The sequence below is a fragment of the Pseudoalteromonas aurantia 208 genome (assembly GCF_014858725.1).
Classification (GTDB): domain Bacteria; phylum Pseudomonadota; class Gammaproteobacteria; order Enterobacterales; family Alteromonadaceae; genus Pseudoalteromonas; species Pseudoalteromonas aurantia.
Genome location: NZ_AQGV01000012.1, coordinates 940,728 through 964,642, shown reverse-complemented (window position 1 = coordinate 964,642; position 23,915 = coordinate 940,728). Strand labels below are relative to the sequence as shown.

The following is a 23,915-nucleotide window of genomic DNA, read 5'->3' as shown; positions in this document are numbered from 1 at the left end:
AAACAACACACAAGAAAGTTGACTCATTGCTCCGGCGTTCACGTCATAAAAATCACTTTTGGGCCATTAACCGCTTCGTTTGGCAGGTGCACGTTCATTGTGACAATAGATATATCAAAGTGACGGTATAATCATGACTTAAAATCAGTTCCATTATATTGCAAAAAAGTAAATACCCTTCGTTATTAACGGCTGGAAATAGTCGACATGCAACCGTTCACATTGTACCGAGCTATTGAAAATAGCGATATTGAAATTCAGGCGCCTTAGAAATATTTATCCTGTGCGCATAGCCAATATAGTTGGTATATCAACATTTTTATTATATCGGCATAAGCCTTCATCTTTTGAGTCTATCGCCAGAATAGACATTCTGTCAGCAAGTTCATTGCCTTCAATACCTACATGTCCATTCACATGATATATCGCGATCTTCGATAAAAGTGTCTGATAAAGTGCATACGCAGGTTGAATAATATCTAAGTTTTTTATTTCTCCAGAAGCCTTCGTCCAACCCTTTTTCTCCCAATTACTTGCCCACTTGGTAATACAATCAATTGAATATTTTGAATCACAATAAATAACCACAGATTTTCCTGTTGATAACTTATCTTGTGCTATCAACAAAGCCTGATTTAACCCGCGTAATTCAGCAGTATTATTCGTTCCGATTGACTGATAAAGCCCGTACCATAGTTCACTAAGTACATCATTTTCATAAACAGCTAGCCCTGTTCCCGCTTCCCCAGGATTTGGTTCACAACCCCCGTCGGTATAAATTTTTATATCATAGGCCATTTGATCAATGTGCGCTTGTGACAAAGCACTAGGCTTCTTTTTTGTAATTTTGGATGAAATATCATTAATCTCACGCTGTGGGAATGATCTGCCTCCAAAGGCTAACTCAGCTTCTTCTAGGCTTGAAAAAGACTTGTACTTAGCACCTGAAAAGCCATCCACTTGGGCTTTGCATTGCGCCCAATTAGTATAAATTCCAGGCTCTCGCCCTTGCCAAACGACATAAAATTTTTTAGCCAAGGTCACTCCTTATATTAATCAATATATATACCGCCAATTTGCGCTTATCTCGCGATCATTTGATGGTATGTATGAAGAGTCATCATAACCCTAGAAACTGGGTACGATGGTTAACTGCATTAATTTCTCATACCAATTTACGACCACTGTGGGTATCTGTGTATAGTGCTGATAAAGGTAGTAATAGCCAGCCCCTACCAGACCCAACTGCGACAACGCAATAAAGGGGTAACGAATATCAATAATCTTCATTGCACTGCCAAATGAAGACTTAATGCGATTGTTAGCTAAATCGACGCTGTAACATTCATCTAAAAGCAAGTGTACTAAAGAACCAAAAAAAACAAAGAGTGCTACCAATAGCGAAAAACTCAACGTGGTCCCCAACTGAAGTGCACAAACACATCCAAGTAGCGTAAACATAAGTACAGCTAAAATTGAATGTAAACTTCCCCGATGCACCGTTATACTTTCAAATATTGGTTTGACTAAAAACCAAACTAGGCCGTAAATACCGCCTGCACAAAGCCAAACCGACAGTAATGATGATAATGGGTAAGTCGCAACAAAACCACCAGCAAGCACACAGCCTAAAATAGAAAATAGCCATCCAATCGATGTTGAATCATCCGCATCAAGATCGGGCAACAGTCCAGACAAAGCGCCTATCAATATAAGCAGAAAACTCTCTGACATCGTCACAATGTGTGATGCCAATAAAGTTGTTCCTAGCATGGCGCTTGATACTGTACTTGCTGTTATATGAGTAGAGAAATTTGCCAAGTGGGTTCCTTACTAAATTTAGCGACACGATAGAAAGCAATCGTATAGGCTACTGTTATAGAGTGATTTTAACACTTTAACTGTACATTAAGCACCAATTCCTGCTGCAGTTAAAATAATTAACCCTACATGCAAATTTAGCCGTGGTTTCCAGTGAAATCATTTACCATATTTACAAAGCCGCAAGTTTGTAATGCAATCAGTCTTGCACAACCAAAAAGCATTCATTGAATAGGTATCACCCTCAAAGAAGCCATACGCCTGATACTGATACTGATACTGATACTGTAAATGTAAAAATGTTTCTGTTATCGCAATGCTTTGTTACAACTTACCTTAGACTTTAAACACCTAGAAACATCTATTGTCGTATCATAATAGGTAAAGATATCAGCCGTCATTGATATTGCGTGTTTTAATAGTAGGAAGGACTATAACGTGGCTAGTAAAAAACAAATTATATTACCGATTGCGGTACTCATTACAGGAATTGGCGTTGCAGCAGCATTTTCTGCAATGAAACAACCACCAGAAGAAAAAGCCGAAAAAATCATTCACCCACTTGTTGAAATTGAATCAGTCTCAGTTGCCCCCATGCAACTTACTGTTGACTCATACGGTATTGTAAAACCGAAATATAGTACTGAACTCGTTGCCCAAGTCAGTGGTCAAATAATTCAAATCTCAGAGAAATTTGTGCGAGGAGGTTTTGTTAAAGCTGGTGAAGTATTAGCGCGCATTGATCCCAATGATTATGAAGCGGCGCTCATTGAAGCACAAGCTAATTTAGCCCAAGCGCATTCAGCCCTTGAAATTGAACAAGCTCAGGCGCATGTGGCAAAAACGGAATGGCAACGGATAAAAAACAATGCCAGTGAAACCATTCCATCTGAATTATATCTCAGAAAGCCGCAATTGGCTGACAAACTAGCGCAGTACAGAGCTGCACAAGCCAGCGAAAAGCGTGCAAATCGCAACTTAGAACGGACCTATATAAAGGCACCCTATGACGCCATTGTGGACAGTCGACAAATCAGTTTAGGGAGTGTCGTTAGTCCGGGAAATCAGTTTGGTGTACTCAATGCAACATCAGTTGCTGAGGTAAGACTACCGGTTGCTGATAAAGAGCTACAATATTTAGTCAACAATGGCTTAGATTCAAAGGTATCACTCGCCGCGAAATTTGCGGGCAAAGACGTTATTTGGAAAGGTAGGATTGTCCGTAATGAAGGCGTCATAGACGAGCGAAGCCGAATGACTTATTTGGTTGCGCAAGTAGATGTCCCTTACAGCTCTGGCGACAAACAGCTTCGCTTTGGCACCTATATTAATGCAAAAATTGAGGGGCAGCTTATCCAGTCCGCGGTATCTGTTCCTCGCCACTTGGTCAAAAATGGTCAAATTGCGACACTTAACGATGATTTAACACTCAGCTTCAAATCGCTTCAAATTATTAGAGAAAGTAATGGAATGGTTATTGCGAATGCAGGTCTCTCTAATGGCAATAAAATCATCACGTCTGCACTAGAGTACCCTGCTAACGGCATGCAATTACGTATTGAAGATACTGCTAATCAAGCGCCAACAACACAATTGGCTCTTAAGGAGGAGTAACTTATGTCATTACCATCCGAAAAAGGCATTATCGCATGGTTTGCACGTAACCCTGTTGCAGCAAACCTATTAATGATTTTTATTCTGGTTGGCGGGATCCTCACTGCTTTCTCAATTAGAAAGCAAATGTTCCCTCAATTCGAAAATAACTGGTTAAGTGTGCAAGCTGTTTATCCTGGTGCTGCACCTCAAGAAGTCGAAGAAGGCATCACGATAAAAGTTGAAGAGTCAATGGAAGGACTCGAAGGTATCAAACGGCTGATCACCTATTCCAACCGTGGTATGTCACAAACATGGATCGAAGTCGAAGAAAAGTACAACCCTCAAGAAGTACTTGATGAAGTAAAAATGCAAGTTGACTCCATATCTAGCTTTCCTGTTGGTATGGAGCGCCCTGTTGTTCGTTACGACAAGTTTGAACAGGAAGTCATGTGGCTTGCTTTAAATGGCAGTTTAAGTCGGGCCGAGCTCAAAGAGTTAGGTAACACATTACACGACGAGATGCTTGCCCTGCCAGGTGTTAACCTTGTTGAATTCAATGGTGGTCTCAACTACGAAATTGGCATTGAAGTTAGTCCTGATAAGCTACGCGAATATGGACTAAGCTTTAGAGATATTTCAAACGCTGTTTCAGCTTTCTCCGCTAACATGTCTGCTGGTCAAATTCGCTCTGACAACGGCTACATATCAATGCGGGTTGAGAATCAAGCATACCGAGGCTCGGAGTTTGAAAATTTACCATTGATCACGTTAGCCGATGGTGCGCAAATTAAACTGGGTGATGTGGCAACCGTCAATGACGGCTTTGAAGAAGGGTTACAGTATTCAAAGTACAACGGTAAAAGCTCTCTCATTTACCAAGTAAGTGCTTCAAAAGATCAAGATATCAGTAAAGTTGCCAATGTTATAAAAAGCTACCTAGCTGAACGTAATACCACCTTACCCGCAGATGCTGAACTAGAACCTTTCATTGATTTAACTTACTATCTTGATGGCCGCTTAAATATGATGGTTGAAAACATGATCTGGGGTGGTTTGCTGGTCATGCTGATGCTGGCACTATTTTTACGCGTTAGACTTGCGTTCTGGGTTATGATGGGGCTACCTGTTTCGTTTCTAGGTGCTTTTTTATTTATGCCAATGGGCGCGCTAGATGTCACAATAAATTTAGCTTCATTATTTGCATTTATACTGGTACTCGGGATTGTGGTAGATGATGCCATTGTTGTCGGTGAATCCGTTCACTCCGAAATTGAGGAACATGGCCATAGTTTAGATAACGTTGTTCGAGGCGTGAAGCGTGTTGCGATCCCAGCGACATTTGGTGTACTAACCACTGTTGCGGCATTTTTACCACAAACGCTAGCGACCGGCCCTGCTGCTGCTTTTTCTAAAGCCATTGGTGGCGTAATTATACTTTGCTTAATTTTCTCTTTAATTGAATCAAAGCTTATTTTGCCTGCACACTTAGCCGCGATGAAAGATAAGCCTAGCAACCCTAAAAACCCCTTTCATCGACTTCGAGCACTTTTAGATGGCGCCCTTAAGAACTTTATTGAAAACCTATACCGCCCTTTTATCGAGCGTTGCATTCACTATCGCTACACAGTAATTGTCGGCTTTTTAACAATTCTTATCGTGAGCGCTGGCATGTTTGCAGGAGGCTTCATTAAGTTTGTTGCGAACCCAAAGATTCCTCATGACTTCCCCGAAATTTCAATTGAAATGAATTTATCCTCATCTGAAAGTGCCACACTTGAAACAGCACAAAAAATAGAAGCGCTTTTATTTGATGTTGATAAGCAAATTGAAGAAAAATATGGACAAGGTATGATCCGTGACTTATCTGTAAGTCTCAGAGGCCGTACCAATGCAAATATCATGGCTATTCTCGTTGAACCGGATAAGCGTCCAATTGACACATTTGAGCTAAGTGCCATGTGGCGCGAACAAATGCCCCCACTGCCTGGTGTGAAGAACCTGAATATTCGCGACAGCATAATGAATGGCGGCCGAGATGATGGTGACATTAGCTTTAGGCTTGAGGGAAAAGATAAAGAACAATTGAAAGAAGTTGCCGAAAAGCTCACCGAAAAACTCAATACGATTACAGGTGTCGGAGATGTCAATGATTCGATGCAAAGTGCAACCGATGAAGTACAACTAGAGCTGAAGCCTTTGGCTTATAGCATGGGCTTAACACTTGCAGACGTAGCCTCCCAAGTAAACTTTAGTTACTACGGATTAGAAGCTCAGCGTATTTTACGTGACGGTGAAGAAATCAAAGTGATGATCCGTTATCCGAAAGAGTCTCGCAATTCAATCAGTGACATTCAAGATGTGCGTATCGTTACACCAGCAGGCGCAGAAGTACTCCTTGCTGAAGTCGCAAATGTAAAACTCGTCGACGGTGTGAATCGTATTCGTCGAGAAAACGCAAAACGTACTATTAACGTGTGGGCTTCTGTAGATACAAATCAAGCCCAGCCATTTGAAATTGCAACAGAAGTACGTGATGAGTATCTGCCATCATTGCTGCTTAATTACCCCGGTGTACAAAGTAATGTAGCAGGTAGAATTCAAGAAGAAATGGACAGTGTTGCAGAGCAAATTCGTGATTTTGCACTTTCAATGATGATCATTTTTGCATTACTTGCGATTCCTTTACGCTCCTATTCTCAACCAATCCTGATCATGTCGGTTATCCCATTTGGCGTTGTAGGGGCTGTATTTGGTCATATGGTTATGGGTATGACCATGAGTAGCTTGTCGTTCTTTGGAATTATAGCTGTCGCAGGGGTTGTGGTAAATGACTCTCTGGTCATGGTCGATTTTGTGAATAAAGCTCGAGATGCAGGCGCAACGATTAAGCAAGCGGTTGTAGAAGCTGGCTGCAAACGTTTCAGGGCAATTCTCTTAACTTCATTAACGACATTTATTGGACTTGTGCCTATTATTACCGAAACCAGTTTACAAGCGCAAATCGTTATTCCAATGGCTGTCTCTTTAGCGTTTGGTGTATTGTTTGCGACTGTAATCACCCTAATACTTATTCCATGTCAATATGTTGTTCTTGAAGATATTAAGGCACTCAAGAACAAATGGTTTAGTAAAAAGGATACGCTACAGAAAACATCTGCAACTTAATAAACACTAAGTAATCCCAACCCCAAAGCTCGGATTCCACCGAGCTTTTTTATTTTTAATAATAATGAGTATGTGTAAACAGGTAATTTGCTGTTGTTAATGAAAATAATCTCTTTAACTAATACAAAATACCGATCTAACAGAATTTATCTACTCATACACCGTATCGCTCTTTACATATCCATATTTTAAAGACAAACTGACATATAAATAGATTTAGTTAGACACCACCATGAAGTATTTAACGATAATTTTAACTTGTGCCTTGGTTTTCTTATCAGGTTGTGGAAAAGATAATAAAGGAACGGGTGAATCAAGCTCTCCGGGCTACACCGCCACCGCTTTTTTTGATGCTTTGTACAATCATAATAATTTAGAAAGAGCAGCCAAGAATGCAACACCACGTCTTGCTCGTGTCATGCGCTCATATGGAACTGCAAAACAGTTCACGCGAAATCTCGTTAATATGCAGTTTGATCAAGTTACCATAGAATTGGACATGACAAATCAGAGTTTGCGAGAACAATACGGTGAGACAGCTAATATAAATATGGTCTTTACAGGTACGCTCAGAGGTGAACAAGTAGATGATATGCGAAGCGTGAAACTGCTACGTAAAAAAGGAAAATGGTACGTAGATAAAATAAACCCAGATCCGTTTGCCCGTTAACCCGCTCACTTTGCTGGTTGTGCGTTGTTACAATGGACGCTTTTGGCTCGGGTCAGTTGCAGTTGCTTCGCCCGAGAGCTTGCTATAAAAAACGGCTCTCCTTCCCTTATCTAATGAATGCTATAACTGACAAAATAGTGTTGGCAGCAGTAACGCAAAATGTATGCTCAATAGCATCTATTGTTACACGAGCACAGTCATACATTAGTAAGAGCAATATATCGACTATCGGCAATTTGAGTTTTATTAGGTCAAGAGTTAACTTTGTGAGTGACAGTTTTAACCGGTAAAATTACCTACTATTCAAAAAACGCATATTGTATTATCACGCTTTTATCTGACATTAACTTACAGATTGGAGATATAAAAAACCGGTCTAAAAAACCGGTTTTTCATTTTAAACTAAGTAAGTTTCTTAGCGAACTTTCTCTGCTATGTCCACTAAGTCTGTCAAGTGGCAAATTTCACCATCGTGAGTTTTAATGCCATGTTCACCAAAGTAATCTCGTTGCGATTGTACTAAGTGACCATTACTGGGTGTGCTTAATGTCGCAATGTAGGTTTGTGTCGATGATAATACAGGAAACGCCAAGCCGCTTGATACTGCTAAGCCTGTCACTTTACGTAACGCCGCCACCTCTAAATCTAAGCCATCAATGAACTCAACACCTTGCGCCACATCATCTAGGTAATCAGCGCGAATAATACAACCAGCGCGCCAAGTCTGTAATGTCTTTGCTAAATCAACTTTCCATTGATGAGCACGAGATGCGCCTTTTATCAATGCTAAACCTTGGCGATAACAGAGTAGGCTTGCTAAATAAAATGCTTGCTTAAGCTCCTCAAGATCAACGTCAATATTAATCGTACCTTTTGCTGCATAAGTCATTTCTTTTGCTGCATGAGTATCGATTGTATTAGTCAAATGGCGCGCTTGAACAGCTGCAACCAATGATGGAACTGCAATCCCCAGCTCTAGTGCATTTTGTGCAGTCCAAAGACCGGTACCTTTCGCACCCACCTTGTTATCGATCAAATCAACTAATGCTTCGTTTCGATCTGTTTCTAACTGTAAAATATGACTGGAAATTGACAATAAATAACTATTAAGTGTCCCTTCAGACCAAGACTCAAATACTTCAGCCACTTCCTTAGGTGAACGGCCTGTGCCATGGCGCAACAATTGATACATTTCTGCAATTAACTGCATCAACGCATACTCAATGCCATTATGTACCATTTTAACAAAATGGCCGCTTGCAGATTGTCCAACACGTGCGAAACAAGATTCGCCGTTATAACTTGCAGCAACCTTTTCAAACCAAGGTTCTACGCGCTCCCAGCCACCTTCCGAGCCACTCGCCATCATAGCAGGGCCATGACGTGCACCTTCAGCACCACCTGATATCCCCATCGTCGCAAACTCAAATTTATTTTGATACTTCAACTTACGGGTAATACCATCTTTATAATTACTGTTACCACAATCGACAATAATATCTTCTTTTGCCACACCCGCTTCAATCAAATCACCACACACTCGATCAACTAATTCACCAGCTGGGACCAGTAGTAAAATTGAACGAGGTGTTTCTAGTCGTCTGACCATATCACCGAGATCTGAAACTATGTGTAAGCGCTCAGCCATGCCCATAGATTGGGCGCAACTAATTAACTCAGCACCTGCGTCTGGGTTTCTATCATAGGCAACTAGCGTTAACCCCTTCTCAATTAGATTCAATGCTAGGTTTTTACCCATCACGCCTAAACCAACTAATGCAACTTGCATTTAGTTTCCTCCTCGGTAACTACAAAATTGTGAGTAATTTATTACTTCGCGCCGCATTATACCCTAGCTTTAGTAAGAAGCCAGCGCATGACCACGCATTAATAGCAAAGTCAGGTTAAATGTCCTTCCTAATCTGCTTTTTTTTCATTATATGATTGTTGTAGTCGCTTCTTTGTACAAATACCATCACTAGTTTTTAAATGAGTAATTTCGAATCCTGTGATTTTTCTTATCTCGACTAACAAAACAACAGATGTAAACTCATATTGTCCGAATATCAGAGATTGACCAATACTGACACCGGTGTCATAATGATGTAATACAGATCATATAATTTAATTGAAGTGTAAAAAAGAGTTTATAGAGCAAATCTTTATACACACGATCTTTATCATGTGATGAATACATTGTTTTGTTCAGTAGCAAGGCAAATCATGTATTATCGATAGGTACGAATTTAAACAACCCTATAAATAGTAGGTCGACAGGAGATCCTGATGCTTAGACGCACAAAAATTGTAGCAACCCTTGGACCGGCAACAGACCGTGATAACAACCTAGAAAAAATTATCCGAGCGGGTGCTAACGTTGTTAGATTAAACTTCTCCCACGGTGTAGCACAAGATCATAAAGATAGAGCTGAAGCCGTTCGTAAAATTGCCAAAGAACTTGGAAATCATGTTGCTATTTTAGCTGATCTACAAGGCCCTAAAATCCGAGTTTCAACATTTAAAGAAGGTAAAGTAACACTTGCGGTTGGTGCTAAATTTACACTTGATGCGCAGATGGAGTTAGGTCAAGGTACTGTGGATGCAGTTGGTATTGATTACAAAGAACTTCCTCAAGATGTCAAACCTGGTGATCTATTGTTACTTAATGATGGCCTCATTCAACTTACCGTTGACTCAATTGATGGCGTTCTAGTGCATACTACCGTTACAGTTGGTGGCGTGCTATCAAATAACAAAGGTATCAACCGTTTAGGTGGTGGATTGACAGCACCGGCTTTTACTGACAAAGATAAGGAAGATTTGATAACAGCAGCAGAAATTGGGGTTGACTATATAGCGGTCTCATTCCCACGCAGTGGCGATGATATGCGCTATGTTCGCTCGTTGGCTGAAAAAGCAGGTTCAAATGCACAACTTCTGGCAAAAATAGAGCGTGCAGAAGCTGTTGCTACACAAGCTGATATTGATGATATTGTACTTGCATCTGATGCAGTGATGGTTGCCCGTGGAGATTTAGGCGTTGAAATTGGTGACGCTGCATTAGTTGGCAAACAAAAACTCATCATTAGCCGTGCTCGCTCGTTAAATCGTACGGTTGTCACTGCGACGCAAATGATGGAATCAATGATCGATAACCCTATGCCAACGCGTGCTGAGGTGATGGACGTAGCAAATGCTGTACTTGACGGCACTGACGCGGTGATGCTATCAGCGGAAACAGCTGCTGGTGATTATCCTGAAGAAACCGTCGCAACTATGGCTCGAGTTTGCTTAGGAGCAGAATCACAACCCGAAATTCATGTATCAAAACATCGTTTAGATAGTATGTTTTCTGACACGTCAGAAACACTCGCACTGTCAGCTATGTACGCCGCAAACCATTTGGATAGCGTTAAAGCTATCGTGGCGCTTACTGAGTCTGGCAAAACGGCGAAACTCATGTCTCGTATTAGTTCTGGTTTACCTATATATTCATTATCTCGCCACGCAACTACACTCGGGCAAACGGCGCTCTATCGCGGTGTTTATCCTGTCTACTTTGATTCGACCACCTGTTCAGACCAATCAATGGTTCGCGACGCACTCGCTACATTGCTTGAAGCTGGCTCACTTGAAAAAGGCGATACAGTAATACTAACGCATGGTGATGCAATGGAAACTGTCGGTGCAACCAACACAATGAAAATTGTCACCGTATAAATAGTTTTCTAAGGTAGCTTCCAATGAGGCTACCTTATCTTAACTAGCCAACGCTGCTTTTACTTTATCTCTATAACTACGACTTACTTTCAGCTCTTGCCCATTATCTAAAACCAGTAAATATTCACCACTACTTTGTGTAACTAACTTACTAATTTGTTTGGTATTTACAATTGCAGAACGGTGAACTCGGACAAACAATGCAGGATCTAGCTCTTGCTCCAGTTCTTTCATGGTTTTACGCAATATGTGGGTTTGACCATCGCTACAATGCAAACACATGTAATCTCCTGCTGCATCTACCCATTGGATACTCGCTGTTGATACCCGAACAATTTCACCTTGCTCTTTTACAGCAATCGACTCTGGATATTTTTTATCAACTAAGGTATCCCCTGTTGCTAATTTTTTTAGGATCTCTTCACAATTATTACCTGTTATTCCCGCCACAAAGCTCGCTAGCTTTTTCTTGTGTACGTTGTCTTGTTGTGTCTTCAAATAACTTTGCACTTTTTCCACCGCCTGTCTTAGTCTGTTGTCATCAACGGGTTTTAAAATGTAATCCAAAGCATGGATCTCAAATGCTTGCACAGCATATTGATCGAATGCAGTAACAAATACAATTGCAGGTAGAGGCTTAACACTTTCACTTAAAGTTCGAGCAACCTCAAATCCATTCATTCCTGGCATTTGGATATCTAGAAAAACTAAATCTATATCATTCTCTTGGCATTGAGCGATTGCTTGTTCACCACCATTACATAACTCAACTATCTCTAATTCTGGAAACGACTTCAAGCGAACAGCAAGCCCTTTGCGCGCCAGCGGTTCATCATCAACAATCAACGTTCTTATTTTGCTCATTACTTCTTAGCCTTTTCAAAAGGAACTCGAATGTTTACTTTCAAGCCATTCGGTTCGTTATGCGATAACACAAATGAGTAGTTATTCTCATAAAGTGTTTTTAGCCTATCAATCGTATTGGCAATCCCAACACCTTGTGCGTTTTGTAATTGTCCGTTTTTTAATTCTGCACCAGGGCCATTGTCTCCCACTTCTAACAATAGTTCATTTGCAAAAACCTGAGCTTTTATCTCTAACTTACCACCTTCCACGAGGTGTGCTATCGCATATTTTATCGAGTTTTCTATGATTGGTTGTAGTATTAAACTTGGTACTAATGCTTGTTTAGCCTCAGAACTTACATCAACATCAATACTGAGTCGTTCGTCAAACCGCACTTTCTCTATTTCTAAGTAAAGCATCAGCGCATGGAGTTCCTGCTCTAGCGGTACCTTTTTTATAGGGTCAGTGTTTAAGGTATACCGTAAGAAATCTGATAATCTTGCTACCATCTGGTTTGCATCTTTATTTTCTTCTACCAAAATCAACGTAGAGATAGCATTGAGCGTATTAAACAAAAAATGTGGATTCAATTGATAGCGTAACATTTTTAACTGGGCCTCATGGGCCATTGTGTTCGCTTTTAATGCTTTTTGTCGTTCACTTTGTAATAATTGATAATATTTAACGCCAAAGTATAGGCCACTCCAACATAGTACAATGTAAACCGAGTCGAGCCCTTGCTGAAAGTAGTAAAACCACTCAGTGGGACGGTAGCCATGACGATAAATTTCCCACAAATTAAACTTTTGGATGACAGCCCATAGAGTCCCCGTAAAATAGGACGCACTAAATACCACTAAAATAAGAATAAGTGGAGGAGCGTTCCAAATTCTGCGGTAAAGATACCTTATAGGCACAGTTAAAAGACACCCTGCATAAGCATTGAGTACGATCACGAAGACATAAATATCTCTCATCTCAAATACTTTGGACCCTATATAGTTAACTAGCGCGTAACCTAACCAGCCAGCAATTTGAAGAACCCAAAAAAAACGTTGTCGATTATCGACTAATGCTTGCCATTTCAACAGTGTATTTAACTCCTATCATAATAATTTGATTATATATCAGTGATAACCTTTTAATCACTACCGATAGTCTCAGAATTTTTACGGCTCGACGCAAATAAAAAAGGCACTATAAAAGTGCCTTTTTAGAAAATGCTAATAATTACGCTAGTTTATCAGACGCTACCTTATATTTAGGGTCTTCAATTACGTTTACTTCTACTAAGTCATTTGCTTTGTTTAACAAGTCTTTACAATCTTGACTCAAATGTCTCAAATGCAGCTTTTTCCCTGCTTTAGTATATTTTTCGGCTAAATTATCAATTGCCTCTATAGCGCTGTGATCAGAAACACGACTGTGTTTAAACTCTACAATAACATCTGCGGGGTCATTCAGCACATCAAACAGCTCACTAAAGTTCTTAACAGAGCCAAAAAATAATGGGCCATGCAATTCATATACTTTAGAACCTTGCTCATCAATATAATTGCTTGTGTATATGTGCTTCGCATGCTCCCAAGCAAACACTAATGCAGATACAATAACACCGACACACACTGCAATTGCCAAGTCAGTTACAACTGTCACACCAGAGACAAGTACAATCACAAATGCATCTGTTTTTGGTATACGTTTCATTAATCTAAAACTAGACCATTCAAAAGTACCGAGTACAACCATAAACATAACACCTACTAGCGCAGCTAATGGGATCATTTCAATTAGACTTGCTGCAAATAAAATAAACCCAAGCAATAACAATGCAGCTGTAATACCCGACAATCGACTACGACCTCCCGAGTTAATGTTAATCATAGATTGGCCTATCATTGCACAGCCTCCCATTGCACCAAATACGCCACATGTCATATTAGCAGCCCCCTGGCCAATACATTCACGGTTACTATTACCTCGCGTGTCAGTAATTTCATCAATAAGAGTCAATGTAAGTAATGATTCAATTAAACCAATCGCAGCTAAAATAAGTGCATATGGGAAAATAATTTTAAATGTTTCAAAATTAAAAGGCACCATTGGGATATGGAACTCAGGGAAACCACCTGCAATAGTTGCATTCATATCTCCCGACATATCTTTGAGGTAATCAAGCACTGTTCTAGCTTCAAGGTCTAACCCAATAACTAATCCAGTAACGACGAGAATTGCCGCAAGAGAAGAAGGAATAGCAGTCGTTAATTTAGGTAAGAACTGAATAATAGCCATAGTTAAAGCGACTAATCCAGCCATTATTAGTAATGGGGATCCTTGCATCCATTGTAATTGACCTTCAGCATCCATGACTTTAAATTGACCTAATTGTGCCAAAAAGATGACGATTGCTAAACCATTTACAAACCCAAGCATCACGGGGTGCGGTACCATCCTGATAAATTTACCTAGTTTAAATACCCCAGCAAGGACTTGTAAAACCCCCATCAATAGCACTGTGGCAAATAAATATTCAACCCCGTGCTCTACCACTAAACTTACCATTACAACCGCTAGTGCACCTGTAGCACCTGAAATCATACCTGGACGACCGCCAAATATTGACGTAATCAAACCGACAATAAACGCAGCATATAAGCCTACTAATGGGTCAACTTGCGCTACAAATGCGAAAGCAACAGCTTCTGGGACTAATGCAAGCGCAACAGTCAAACCAGACAGTATGTCATTTTTAGCAGAGCTTGGCGCCTTGCCGATTAAATTAAACATTCATATCCTCTTGATTTACAACGAACAGAAAAGCGCTGGATTTTATCAAAATCCAGCGCTTTTAACAAATGGTGAAGTATGACTATAGTACATAGTCAGTACATTGATATTACAATATCATGTACATATTGTCAGGCTTATAGTGGAAGTGCCGTTGTACGCTTTACGCACGTCATGGTGACGTTAGAATGGACTTCTTGCACATACTCTAAATTGAGTAGATTATCTCTAACAAACTGCTCATATCCTTCTATTCCTCTCGAAATGATGCGGAGCATAAAGTCCATTGTACCTGCCATTGTATAGCATTCAGTTACTTCATCATAACTCATAATTAGTCGTTCAAACTCTGATAAATTATTTCTACCATGATTAGATAAACGCACATGTGCATACACTAGCATATCAAAACCAAGTTGCTTCTCGTCGAGTAGCGCGACCTTCCCTTTTATATACCCATCTTGCTCTAGTTTAGCGATTCGACGCCAACACGGCGATTGAGACAACCCGACTTTGTCGGCAACTTCAGCAGTAGATAAACTTGCATCTTGCTGTAACAATGCCAATATTTGGCGGTCAACTTGATTTAAAGACATACATTTTTCTTAAATTTAAGTAAATTAGATAAATTATACATACAGAATGAATACTTGTCTGCATTTCCTTAGCCAAAACGGCCACTCATAAATGGGTTATTCTGCTTCTCGTACCCTATCGTTGTGTTTTCGCCATGCCCTGACATCACGACCGTTTCATCTGGAAGAGAAAACAATTCTTTCCGAATAGACTCTTTGAGTTGCTCCGTATTTCCCTTTGGAAAATCGGTTCTGCCTATAGCCCCTTTAAATAGTACATCTCCAACAATTACTGTCTTTGACGATTTCTCATAAAAAACAACATGCCCCGGCGTATGACCTGGGCAAAAGCGTACCTCAAGCTCGAGTTTACCCACCTTAACTACATCACCTGCCGTTAGCCAGCGATCTGGTAAAAATGCCTGCTTAGGTTTGAAACCAAACATTTGAGCCTGCATTGGAATGGCCTCAAACCAAAATGTTTCATCTTGATGTGGGCCGATAATATCTACTTTGAGCACTGCTTTCAAAAGATCTGCAGCACCAACATGGTCCAAATGACCATGAGTCAACAGTATAACCTCTACATCTAGCTTATTCTGCGCAATAACAGATTGCAGTTTATCAACATCTCCACCCGGATCTATAACCGCGCTTTTTCCTGTGCTTTGGCATGTTATGAACCGAGTATTTTGCATAAACGAGGTAACTGGGACAGTTAAAACGTGCACCTTCTTACTCTCCTAGTTCAATTAATACTGGATATTTTAAGTACGCCTGATCGTAAAATGGCGTTTTTTCATATAACCACGATAGCCTTTTTTTAGCATCATTGGCGAATAATTCATCTTCTCGGATTTTTTTATCAAACTCAAGTGCCATCGCTGGATTACTTTTTAACATAGAACGAGCGTAAGGTTCCAGTGCATAATTTTCAACATACTCAGTACGTTGAAATATGGTATTAAACTCCCCCCACTGAAAGAATGAATCAGGAGCTTCAGGGTGTAATAAATGCGTCACTAACTCAGATTTAGCCTGATCTGTAGATACGCGGTACCATCCTGTTAAAGGCATTTTCTCAACTTCGTTCAAATCGAATTCAGCCGTTACTCTAAAACGCCCCTCAAAAGGCAATTTATCGAACTCATATTGAGTAATTTTCGCTTGTTTAAGTCCCTCTTTACTTTCAGCCGTGGTGACAATTTCCACGGAGATACCATGAATCCTTAGTTTCTCTACAATATTCGGGTATGCAGGGGGAATATAAAATGCAGCAGGCACTTTTACCTTCTTCTCCACTATTTTCTGCCAATATATTGGTAGCGCATCATAAAATTTAGGTTGACCTAAATATTTCACTTCCACTTGACCAGATAGTGCACTATCAAATTGCTTATATGCAATACCTCTAAACGGTATGTGATTAGGCTGTTCAGCGTAACTACGTCGTACAACTATTTCTTTCGGCCTCGTTGCATGCTCTATGTCAATGGCTTTTTCTAATGCACTTTGACTCTTTGCCAACGCATCCACGACACCATCAAAAAACACATATGTTCCCAAAACCCTTTGTTTATAAGGTTTTAATGAATGATTTTCAACAAGAATAGTTGGTACACTAGCCAAATCACCCCAGCCATTTGAAAAGCGAGGTGTTGCTACCCAACCTGCTAACCCTTGTTTAAAATCTCGCTTGTCCATAACAAACACCAAAGGGCCTGCAATATGGCCTGCTTGAGTTAGCGCGGCGTCTATTTGTGGTTTAAAGTGCGTATCCAATACTTTTGCAACAAGAGGGGATTCACTTGCAAATTGTGGGTTATACCCATACGTCACATCATATTGATAGTCAGCACCATCCGTCACATGAACGTCAATATATAGATCCGGGTCAAACGCTTTAATCACTTGTAATACAGCGCGCACTTCTGGTGTATCTAATTTCGTGTAATCACGATTAAGATTTAAATTATTGCCATTAGTTCGAAAGCCCATATCAATTGGACCTCGCTGATTTATGCGATTAAATGGGCTTCGTCGCTCATGTCCATCCACATTTAAGATGGGAACAAATAAAATATTAACTTTTTCTAATATATCTAAGCGTTTACCAGTAGCAATATCGCGTAACAGCATAAATCCAGCATCTTTCCCGTCAATTTCACCAGCGTGAATGCCTGCTTGAATAAGTAACGTGGGTTTAGCGCTAGTGCTGATTTCTGTCGCACTAAACTTACCGTGCTCTGATGCGACCAGCATTTTAATGTCTCGACCGGCCTGACTTTGACCAATACTAATTGCCTTAAACTGCGTTGGGTTGGCAGCAACTAAACGGTCCACAAATGCTATCGTCAACTGGTAGTCTGGAGACGTTACCCCACCACTAAGTTCAAAATCAGTTGTTAGCGGCCCTTTTTGTTGAATTAGCTGCAGGCTTTGTCCTTGCCAAGCCTCTAAAGGTGGTAAATGTGCATCCAAATTCATTGCTGCGGATAACATAATAATACTGGCAATCATGATGCGCTCTCTAAATAGTTGCCTCAATAGCGCAATTATATCAATATTTTAATTAACAGCTTACAATGTGCGGTGATTCAACAAAAATATGCAGCTAATAACATGCTGCTCACATTTTTTAGGCATTTTTAGCTAAGATAAAGACGGTTTAATATGAAATCAATTTTAATTACCGGCTGTTCATCCGGTATTGGATACTACTGTGCCAAGAGATTACATGATGAAGGGTTTAATGTTATTGCGGCTTGTAAAAAGCAAGTAGACGTTGATGCACTCACAGCCCTAGGACTCACCGCCATTTTATTGGACCTTTGCGATGAAAACAGTGTTCAATTAGGTTTTAAACGCGCACTTGAGCTATGTAACAATGAACTAGACGCGCTATTTAATAATGGCGCCTATGGGCAACCCGGCGCTATAGAAGACTTACCAACCGACGCACTAAGGGCGCAATTTGAAGTGAACTTTTTCTCATGGCACACACTAACAAATTTAGCCATCAAACATATGCGAATCCGTGGACAAGGGAGAATAATTTATAACTCTTCAGTATTAGGTTTAGTCGCACTGCCCTACAGAGGCGCTTACAATGCCAGTAAATTTGCACTTGAAGGACTGGCGGACACGTTAAGAATGGAGTTAGCACAAACAAATATTCAAGTGAGTTTAATTGAGCCTGGACCAATAACGTCTAAATTTAGAGAAAATGCTTTACATGCCTTTATGACAAATATTGACATTGATAACAGTGCACACGCTACTAGTTATCAAAAACAGCTCGACCGTTTAAAATCAAACTCAGCGCCACAATCATTTACGCTTGGTCCCGATGCTGTTTACAACAAGTTAATACACGCGTTTACAGCCAAAAAAGCCAAACCTCGCTATTATGTCACTTTCCCAACGTACTTCATGGGCTACTTAAAACGGCTACTTAGTACAAATATGCTAGATAAAGTGTTACTTAAAAATAAATAAGAAGTCATTTACAACTACTTTTTCCCATCGAATTTAATGCGATAAACAAACAGAGTGAATGGATCAAAAAAAGGAGCTCAAGGCTCCTTTTTCACATAATAAGTACGAAACTTATTAAGCAGCAAGACTTTCTTTTGCTTTTGCAACTAGTGCTGCGAAAGCTACTTGATCGTATACTGCGATATCAGCTAGGATCTTACGATCGATTTCAATCGATGACTTTTTAAGGCCATTGATGAAACGGCTGTAAGATAGGCCGTTTTGACGTGAAGCTGCGTTGATACGTGCAATCCATAGTTGACGGAATGTACGTTTCTTAGCTCTACGGTCACGGTATGCATATTGACCAGCTTTAGTGATTGCTTGGAACGCTACGCGGTAAACACGTGAACGTGCTCCATAGTAACCTTTAGCTTGTTTTAATACTTTCTTGTGACGTGCACGTGCGACAACGCCGCGTTTAACTCTTGCCATTTCTGATATCCTCTATTAAGCGAATGGTAACATACGGTTGATAAGACCAAGGTCATTTTTATGAACCATAGACTTAGCACGTAGGTGTAGCTTACGCTTAGATGATTTCTTAGTCAGAATGTGACGAAGATGCGACTGCTTGCGCTTAAAACCGCCTGAAGCAGTTTTCTTGAAACGCTTCGCAGCGCCTCTATGTGATTTTAGCTTATAAGCCATTGCAATAACTCCAATAGTATTGCTTAAACAAATATAAGTAGGCGGATGTTGCCATCACTTGGAAGGCCTAACTTACAACCATATTCCGGTGAAGGGTCGCCCCTTTCTTTAAGACCGGTCAATACAGGTGGCCAAAGGCACTTTAAACCTGTATTAAATTCGCGCGCATTTTACCGCACCTATTACTTTTTAGCAATAGGGGCCATCATCATTATCATTTGACGACCTTCAACACGATTTGGGAAAGACTCAACAATTGCTAAATCTTCTAAATCGCCTTTAACACGGTTCAATAAGTCGATGCCGATTTCTTGGTGTGCCATTTCACGGCCACGGAAGCGAATAGTGATTTTAGCTTTATCGCCCGCTTCTAAGAATTTTCTTAGGTTGCGTAACTTAACTTGATAATCACCTTCATCAGTACCTGGACGGAACTTGATCTCTTTAATTTGGATCTGCTTCTGCTTTTTTTTCTGTTCTTTTTGTAATTTTGCTTTTTCAAAAATGAACTTACCGTAATCCATCACTTTACAGACAGGGGGTTCAGCATTTGGACTTATTTCAACTAAATCCACACCTAATTCATCAGCAATCGCCTGAGCTTCTCTTAACGACATGATCTTCGGTTCCTGGCCTTCTACACCAGATAATCGAACTTCTTTCGCTGTTATTTCTTCATTGATACGATTTTTTTGAGCTGTAGTTTGCCCTTTTTTTCCGCCTCTAATGGTACGTTCCTCCAAGAATATCAAAATATATTGTGTGTAGTTAATATGTTACTACTACACACAGGTTTTATTTACTTACGGTCTTTAATTTCTGCACTAATATGGGCAACAAAATCATCAACCGAGAACTTGCCAAGATCTTCACCTTTGCGCGTTCTCACAGCTACTTCTTGTTGTTCTACTTCTTTATCTCCAACAACAAGCAGATATGGTATACGTTTTAAAGTATGCTCCCGAATTTTAAAGCCTATTTTCTCATTTCTCAAGTCAGCACAGGCTCTAATTCCAAGTTTATTTAATTTTTGTACAATTTCGTGCACATAATCAGCTTGTTTATCGGTAATATTCATAATTACCACTTGCTTTGGTGCTAACCAAGTTGGGAATAGACCAGCATACTCTTCGGTTAAAATGCCAATGAAACGCTCAATAGACCCCAAAATTGCACGGTGGATCATAACTGGCGTTTTACGTTCGTTGTTTTCAGCAACATACGTTGCGCCTAATCGACCTGGTAATGCAAAATCTAGCTGCACTGTACCACACTGCCACGCTCGCTCTAAACAATCATATAAGGTAAATTCAATTTTTGGACCATAGAAAGCACCTTCACCTGGTAAATATTCAAATTCAATATTATTGACTTTCAATGCTTCAGCCAGAGCTTGTTCTGCTTTGTCCCAAATATCATCCTCACCAATACGCTTTTCAGGTCGCGTTGATAACTTAACAACTATTTTTTCAAAGCCAAATGTTTCGTATGTATCGTAAACCATCTTAATACATTGTGACACTTCATCCATCACTTGGTCTTCTGTACAGAATACATGCGCATCATCTTGTGTGAAACCGCGTACACGCATTAAACCATGCAATGCACCAGAGGGCTCATTTCTATGACAACAACCGAACTCGGCCATACGTAACGGTAAATCGCGGTATGACTTAAGGCCTTGGTTAAATATCTGTACATGACCTGGGCAGTTCATCGGCTTAATAGCATATTCACGTTTTTCTGACTCAGTTGTGAACATCGCATCGGAATATTTATCCCAATGACCTGATTTTTCCCATAAACCACGGTCCATCATCATTGGACCTTTGACTTCTTCGTAGCTATATTCGCGTAGCTTTTCACGAACAAACTCTTCTAGCTCACGGTAGATGCTCCAACCATCATTATGCCAAAACACCATGCCTGGCGCTTCTTCTTGCCAATGCCACAGATCAAGTGCTTTGCCAATTTTACGATGATCACGCTTTTCAGCTTCTTCTAGGCGTTTTAAGTATGCTTTAAGTTGCTTTTTATCTGCCCAAGCTGTGCCGTAAATACGTTGCAGCATTTTATTTTCAGAGTTACCACGCCAATATGCACCCGCTACTTTCATTATTTTAAAGTGTTGACAGAACTTCATATTTGGAACGTGAGGGCCACGACACATGTCAACATATTCATCATGGTGATATAGGCCGGGCTTATCATCTTTATCGATGTTTTCGTCTAAGATCTCAATCTTATAATTTTCACCACGCGCTTCAAACGCATCACGCGCTTCTTGCCAAGAAACCGTTTTCTTAATAACATCGTAATTCGTTTTTGCAAGCGCTAACATGCGCTTTTCTATTGCATCCAAGTCTTCTTGCGTTAATGAATGATCCAGATCAACGTCATAGTAAAAACCATTGTCAATCGTGGGACCGATGGCCATTTTCACATCTGGGAATAATTGCTTAATTGCATGACCAATTAAGTGAGCGCATGAGTGACGAATAATTTCTAATCCATCATCATCCTTGGCTGTTATTATTTCTAAGCTTGCGTCTTCAGAAATAATGTCACACGCGTCAACACGCGTGCCATTCACTCTGCCAGCAATAGTGGCTTTAGCAAGGCCTGGGCCGATATCTTGAGCTACATCTAAAGTAGAAACTGGATTTTCAAAAGTACGCTGACTGCCGTCAGGAAGCGTAATAATTGGCATGATATGTCCTATTTACAGTGGTGACACCTACGATGCATCACATGTATAAAAAATTAATAATAATTAAATGTGCCTAACAACGCTTTTACGAATAAGCATTGGGTTACACAAGTTATTTACCTGGATTGTGTTTGAGGTCTTTCAAACCAGCAAGTATTTTGACTGCGCCCGTGACGAAATTCAAGAGAAAGACTAAAATTGATTCATTAAATGCAAATTTTCTGCTCAATTTGAGTATAAGTAGTAAAAATATTAAGGTATTCCATGGCACATTCTCAGCAATATTGCTTCGCGTCACTAAATTTGCTTAATTTCACAGCACCTCCATTCTCATTTTATCAACTTCATGAAACTTATAACGATACACAATGGCAATCCAAGACTCAATTCATCACAGGGCTTATCGAACATATCAACCCGACTTTAATTGTATTTCAAGAAGTTTTTAGTGTTGAGGTACTTGAGGCTCTTTGTAAAGATCTGGGACTTATTCATTTCGCGGTTGTGGACATGCCTCAGCCAGACAGCATGTATCCAACGGTTTTATTTAACCCAGTCGTCGCTATTGCGTCTAAACTCCCATTTACCAGTGTTGAAGCACTTGAACCATGTCCAGAGTTACTCGAATACCTTAACAACCAACAACAGTTTAGATTTAATCGTACACCCATTAAATGCCGAATTGAGCTTGACGGCATAGGTCCTATTATGTGCTATGCCGTACATTTCAAGTCCCAGCGAGTTTTATCAATGGCGCACATGCTTGGCGAATCCGAACAGGGAGATCCGTTACTGACTCTTTTACATGAAACGGTTGGTACTATGCAATCACAAATCTCCCGTTCGTTAGAGGCATCTATTATTTATTATGACGCTCTAAAAACACAACGCGAACAAAACTGCGCAACCTTGGTAATGGGAGACTTTAATGACCATCTGCATAGTCCAGCTTTATCTTTTATGACCCAAACTTTCCCCCCACAAATACACAATAGCTCCCCATTTGAAAGTGTAGGTCTAGTTGACAGCTATTTGTTTGCCGATAATAACCACTCTTTTGACCAAAAGCCCCCGACGCACTTTTATCGCGGAAAAGGCAATGTGTTAGACTATATATTGGCCTCCAAAGTGTTTAACCCCAACCAAATTAATCCAACAGTTAAAACTTTAACTTACCATAATTATGATGGCCATTTAGATGCAAAAAGAGATGAAGAAGACATTCGCTATTCAGATCATAGTGCAATTGCAATAAAGGTAACGCTATAATCTTTTGATTTAGTAAAGTGATTGCTATAATCGCCCAAAATTTTATATAAACTGGAAAGACTAATGAGAACATGTGGCGTTGAAATAGCAGGTAGCGAAGTTCTACTATGCTTGCTAACCAAAGAAAACGACGTATTCGATATTCGTGATATTCGCCAAACTCGCTTTACGCTAGGCAATGTAGGCTTAGATACTCAAGATATGCAAAAATTTCAATTTGATTTCGCCAAACTTATGCAAGACTATCAAGTTGATTCTGTGGCAATTCGCCAACGTATGCCAAAGGGTAAGTTTGCTGGCAGCGCCACAGGCTTTAAAATGGAAGCAGCAATACAGCTAATTGCAGATTTAGATGTACGTTTGCTGTCGACAACGGAAGTGAAAGAGCAATTGAAGCGCAACCCAGTACCGATTGACTTCGCCGATACGGGACTAAAAAAGTTTCAAGAAAATGCGTTTATCAATGCCTATGTATATATTCAAAAGAAAACGTATCGTCCAGAAGAATAACACTTACATTGAGCAGTTCTCTGATTGTTGCACAACAACTGCAAATCCATAAAAACCG

Annotated in this window: 20 protein-coding genes; 7 read left to right on the top strand and 13 right to left on the bottom strand. The window is 40.1% G+C overall.

Translation table 11 applies throughout. The features are described from left to right. Positions 1-276 precede the first annotated feature (276 nt). Together PAUR_RS08150 and PAUR_RS08145 are read right to left on the bottom strand one after the other, a co-directional pair. Positions 277-1,038, bottom strand: a complete 762-nt coding sequence (locus PAUR_RS08150; RefSeq protein WP_192507275.1) for a ribonuclease H family protein — start codon at positions 1,036-1,038, stop codon at positions 277-279. Positions 1,039-1,128: 90 nt separating this feature from the next. Continuing rightward, entirely contained in the window at positions 1,129-1,821 is a 693-nt protein-coding gene (locus PAUR_RS08145; RefSeq protein WP_192507274.1) for a metal-dependent hydrolase, read from the bottom strand. Between the two features lie 438 nt (positions 1,822-2,259). Here PAUR_RS08145 and PAUR_RS08140 point away from each other — a divergent pair, with 438 nt between their 5' ends. The 3 genes from PAUR_RS08140 (at position 2,260) to PAUR_RS08130 (ending at position 7,252) form a co-directional block, all read left to right on the top strand. Continuing rightward, positions 2,260-3,435, top strand: a complete 1,176-nt coding sequence (locus PAUR_RS08140) for an efflux RND transporter periplasmic adaptor subunit (RefSeq protein WP_192507273.1) — start codon at positions 2,260-2,262, stop codon at positions 3,433-3,435. A 3-nt stretch (positions 3,436-3,438) separates the two neighbouring features. Further along, positions 3,439-6,582 (top strand): efflux RND transporter permease subunit, encoded by a 3,144-nt coding sequence (locus tag PAUR_RS08135; RefSeq protein WP_192507272.1) that lies wholly within the window; start codon positions 3,439-3,441, stop codon positions 6,580-6,582. 232 nt (positions 6,583-6,814) lie between these two features. Then, the gene (locus PAUR_RS08130) at positions 6,815-7,252 is read left to right on the top strand and encodes a hypothetical protein (RefSeq protein WP_192507271.1); all 438 of its coding nucleotides are present in this window, start codon (positions 6,815-6,817) and stop codon (positions 7,250-7,252) included. A 415-nt stretch (positions 7,253-7,667) separates the two neighbouring features. Here the strand turns inward: PAUR_RS08130 and gndA are convergent, their stop codons facing one another. Next, entirely contained in the window at positions 7,668-9,041 is a 1,374-nt protein-coding gene (gene gndA, locus PAUR_RS08125; RefSeq protein WP_192507270.1) for an NADP-dependent phosphogluconate dehydrogenase, read from the bottom strand. 497 nt (positions 9,042-9,538) lie between these two features. On the opposite strand from gndA, the gene pyk reads away from it, so the two are divergent. Next, positions 9,539-10,972, top strand: coding sequence for a pyruvate kinase (pyk, locus tag PAUR_RS08120; RefSeq protein WP_192507269.1), 1,434 nt, complete (start codon positions 9,539-9,541; stop codon positions 10,970-10,972). Between the two features lie 39 nt (positions 10,973-11,011). Here pyk and PAUR_RS08115 read toward each other — a convergent pair whose 3' ends face one another. From PAUR_RS08115 to PAUR_RS08090, 6 genes are all read right to left on the bottom strand, one after another. After that, a complete protein-coding gene (locus PAUR_RS08115) occupies positions 11,012-11,836 on the bottom strand; it encodes a LytR/AlgR family response regulator transcription factor (protein WP_192507268.1) in 825 nt (274 codons plus the stop codon). Continuing rightward, the gene (locus PAUR_RS08110; protein ID WP_192507267.1) at positions 11,836-12,906 is read right to left on the bottom strand and encodes a sensor histidine kinase; all 1,071 of its coding nucleotides are present in this window, start codon (positions 12,904-12,906) and stop codon (positions 11,836-11,838) included. Before PAUR_RS08110 ends, PAUR_RS08115 begins: the two co-directional genes overlap by 1 nt. A 142-nt stretch (positions 12,907-13,048) precedes the next feature. Next, positions 13,049-14,605, bottom strand: coding sequence for a SulP family inorganic anion transporter (locus tag PAUR_RS08105; RefSeq protein WP_192507266.1), 1,557 nt, complete (start codon positions 14,603-14,605; stop codon positions 13,049-13,051). 137 nt (positions 14,606-14,742) lie between these two features. Continuing rightward, positions 14,743-15,201, bottom strand: a complete 459-nt coding sequence (locus tag PAUR_RS08100) for an Lrp/AsnC family transcriptional regulator (protein ID WP_192507265.1) — start codon at positions 15,199-15,201, stop codon at positions 14,743-14,745. 68 nt (positions 15,202-15,269) lie between these two features. Then, a complete protein-coding gene (locus tag PAUR_RS08095) occupies positions 15,270-15,911 on the bottom strand; it encodes an MBL fold metallo-hydrolase (protein ID WP_192507264.1) in 642 nt (213 codons plus the stop codon). A 4-nt stretch (positions 15,912-15,915) separates the two neighbouring features. Then, positions 15,916-17,700, bottom strand: coding sequence for a M14 family metallopeptidase (locus PAUR_RS08090; RefSeq protein ID WP_192507263.1), 1,785 nt, complete (start codon positions 17,698-17,700; stop codon positions 15,916-15,918). A gap of 153 nt (positions 17,701-17,853) precedes the next feature. Between PAUR_RS08090 and PAUR_RS08085 the strand changes: the two genes are divergently transcribed. Next, positions 17,854-18,678 (top strand): SDR family oxidoreductase, encoded by an 825-nt coding sequence (locus PAUR_RS08085; RefSeq protein ID WP_192507262.1) that lies wholly within the window; start codon positions 17,854-17,856, stop codon positions 18,676-18,678. Positions 18,679-18,792: 114 nt separating this feature from the next. Here PAUR_RS08085 and rplT read toward each other — a convergent pair whose 3' ends face one another. From rplT to thrS, 4 genes are all read right to left on the bottom strand, one after another. Continuing rightward, a complete protein-coding gene (gene rplT / locus PAUR_RS08080; RefSeq protein ID WP_192507261.1) occupies positions 18,793-19,152 on the bottom strand; it encodes a 50S ribosomal protein L20 in 360 nt (119 codons plus the stop codon). 15 nt (positions 19,153-19,167) lie between these two features. Beyond that, positions 19,168-19,368 carry a 50S ribosomal protein L35 gene (rpmI, locus tag PAUR_RS08075; protein ID WP_010363888.1) on the bottom strand — a complete coding sequence of 67 codons (201 nt, stop codon included), beginning with the start codon at positions 19,366-19,368 and terminating at the stop codon, positions 19,168-19,170. Positions 19,369-19,550: 182 nt separating this feature from the next. Then, positions 19,551-20,111, bottom strand: a complete 561-nt coding sequence (infC, locus tag PAUR_RS08070; protein ID WP_084622626.1) for a translation initiation factor IF-3 — start codon at positions 20,109-20,111, stop codon at positions 19,551-19,553. A 56-nt stretch (positions 20,112-20,167) separates the two neighbouring features. Next, positions 20,168-22,078 carry a threonine--tRNA ligase gene (gene thrS, locus PAUR_RS08065; protein WP_192507260.1) on the bottom strand — a complete coding sequence of 637 codons (1,911 nt, stop codon included), beginning with the start codon at positions 22,076-22,078 and terminating at the stop codon, positions 20,168-20,170. 264 nt (positions 22,079-22,342) lie between these two features. On the opposite strand from thrS, the gene PAUR_RS08060 reads away from it, so the two are divergent. Both PAUR_RS08060 and PAUR_RS08055 read left to right on the top strand, forming a co-directional pair. Further along, positions 22,343-23,347: an endonuclease/exonuclease/phosphatase family protein gene (locus PAUR_RS08060; RefSeq protein WP_192507259.1), complete on the top strand. Its 1,005-nt coding sequence runs from the start codon at positions 22,343-22,345 to the stop codon at positions 23,345-23,347. 63 nt (positions 23,348-23,410) lie between these two features. Continuing rightward, positions 23,411-23,857 carry a DUF3010 family protein gene (locus PAUR_RS08055; RefSeq protein WP_192507258.1) on the top strand — a complete coding sequence of 149 codons (447 nt, stop codon included), beginning with the start codon at positions 23,411-23,413 and terminating at the stop codon, positions 23,855-23,857. The last annotated feature ends 58 nt before the right edge of the window (positions 23,858-23,915 follow it).

Excerpts from the sequence above, each read along its gene's own strand:
- rpmI (WP_010363888.1), bottom strand. The coding sequence starts at position 19,368 with ATGGCTTATAAGCTAAAATCACATAGAGGCGCTGCGAAGCGTTTCAAG.
- PAUR_RS08115 (WP_192507268.1), bottom strand. The coding sequence starts at position 11,836 with ATGAGCAAAATAAGAACGTTGATTGTTGATGATGAACCGCTGGCGCGC.
- pyk (WP_192507269.1), top strand. The coding sequence starts at position 9,539 with ATGCTTAGACGCACAAAAATTGTAGCAACCCTTGGACCGGCAACAGAC.
- PAUR_RS08100 (WP_192507265.1), bottom strand. The coding sequence starts at position 15,201 with ATGTCTTTAAATCAAGTTGACCGCCAAATATTGGCATTGTTACAGCAA.
- PAUR_RS08085 (WP_192507262.1), top strand. The coding sequence starts at position 17,854 with ATGAAATCAATTTTAATTACCGGCTGTTCATCCGGTATTGGATACTAC.
- PAUR_RS08055 (WP_192507258.1), top strand. The coding sequence starts at position 23,411 with ATGAGAACATGTGGCGTTGAAATAGCAGGTAGCGAAGTTCTACTATGC.
- PAUR_RS08060 (WP_192507259.1), top strand. The coding sequence starts at position 22,343 with ATGGCACATTCTCAGCAATATTGCTTCGCGTCACTAAATTTGCTTAAT.
- gndA (WP_192507270.1), bottom strand. The coding sequence starts at position 9,041 with ATGCAAGTTGCATTAGTTGGTTTAGGCGTGATGGGTAAAAACCTAGCA.
- PAUR_RS08105 (WP_192507266.1), bottom strand. The coding sequence starts at position 14,605 with ATGTTTAATTTAATCGGCAAGGCGCCAAGCTCTGCTAAAAATGACATA.
- PAUR_RS08130 (WP_192507271.1), top strand. The coding sequence starts at position 6,815 with ATGAAGTATTTAACGATAATTTTAACTTGTGCCTTGGTTTTCTTATCA.
- PAUR_RS08135 (WP_192507272.1), top strand. The coding sequence starts at position 3,439 with ATGTCATTACCATCCGAAAAAGGCATTATCGCATGGTTTGCACGTAAC.
- PAUR_RS08090 (WP_192507263.1), bottom strand. The coding sequence starts at position 17,700 with ATGATTGCCAGTATTATTATGTTATCCGCAGCAATGAATTTGGATGCA.
- thrS (WP_192507260.1), bottom strand. The coding sequence starts at position 22,078 with ATGCCAATTATTACGCTTCCTGACGGCAGTCAGCGTACTTTTGAAAAT.
- rplT (WP_192507261.1), bottom strand. The coding sequence starts at position 19,152 with ATGGCAAGAGTTAAACGCGGCGTTGTCGCACGTGCACGTCACAAGAAA.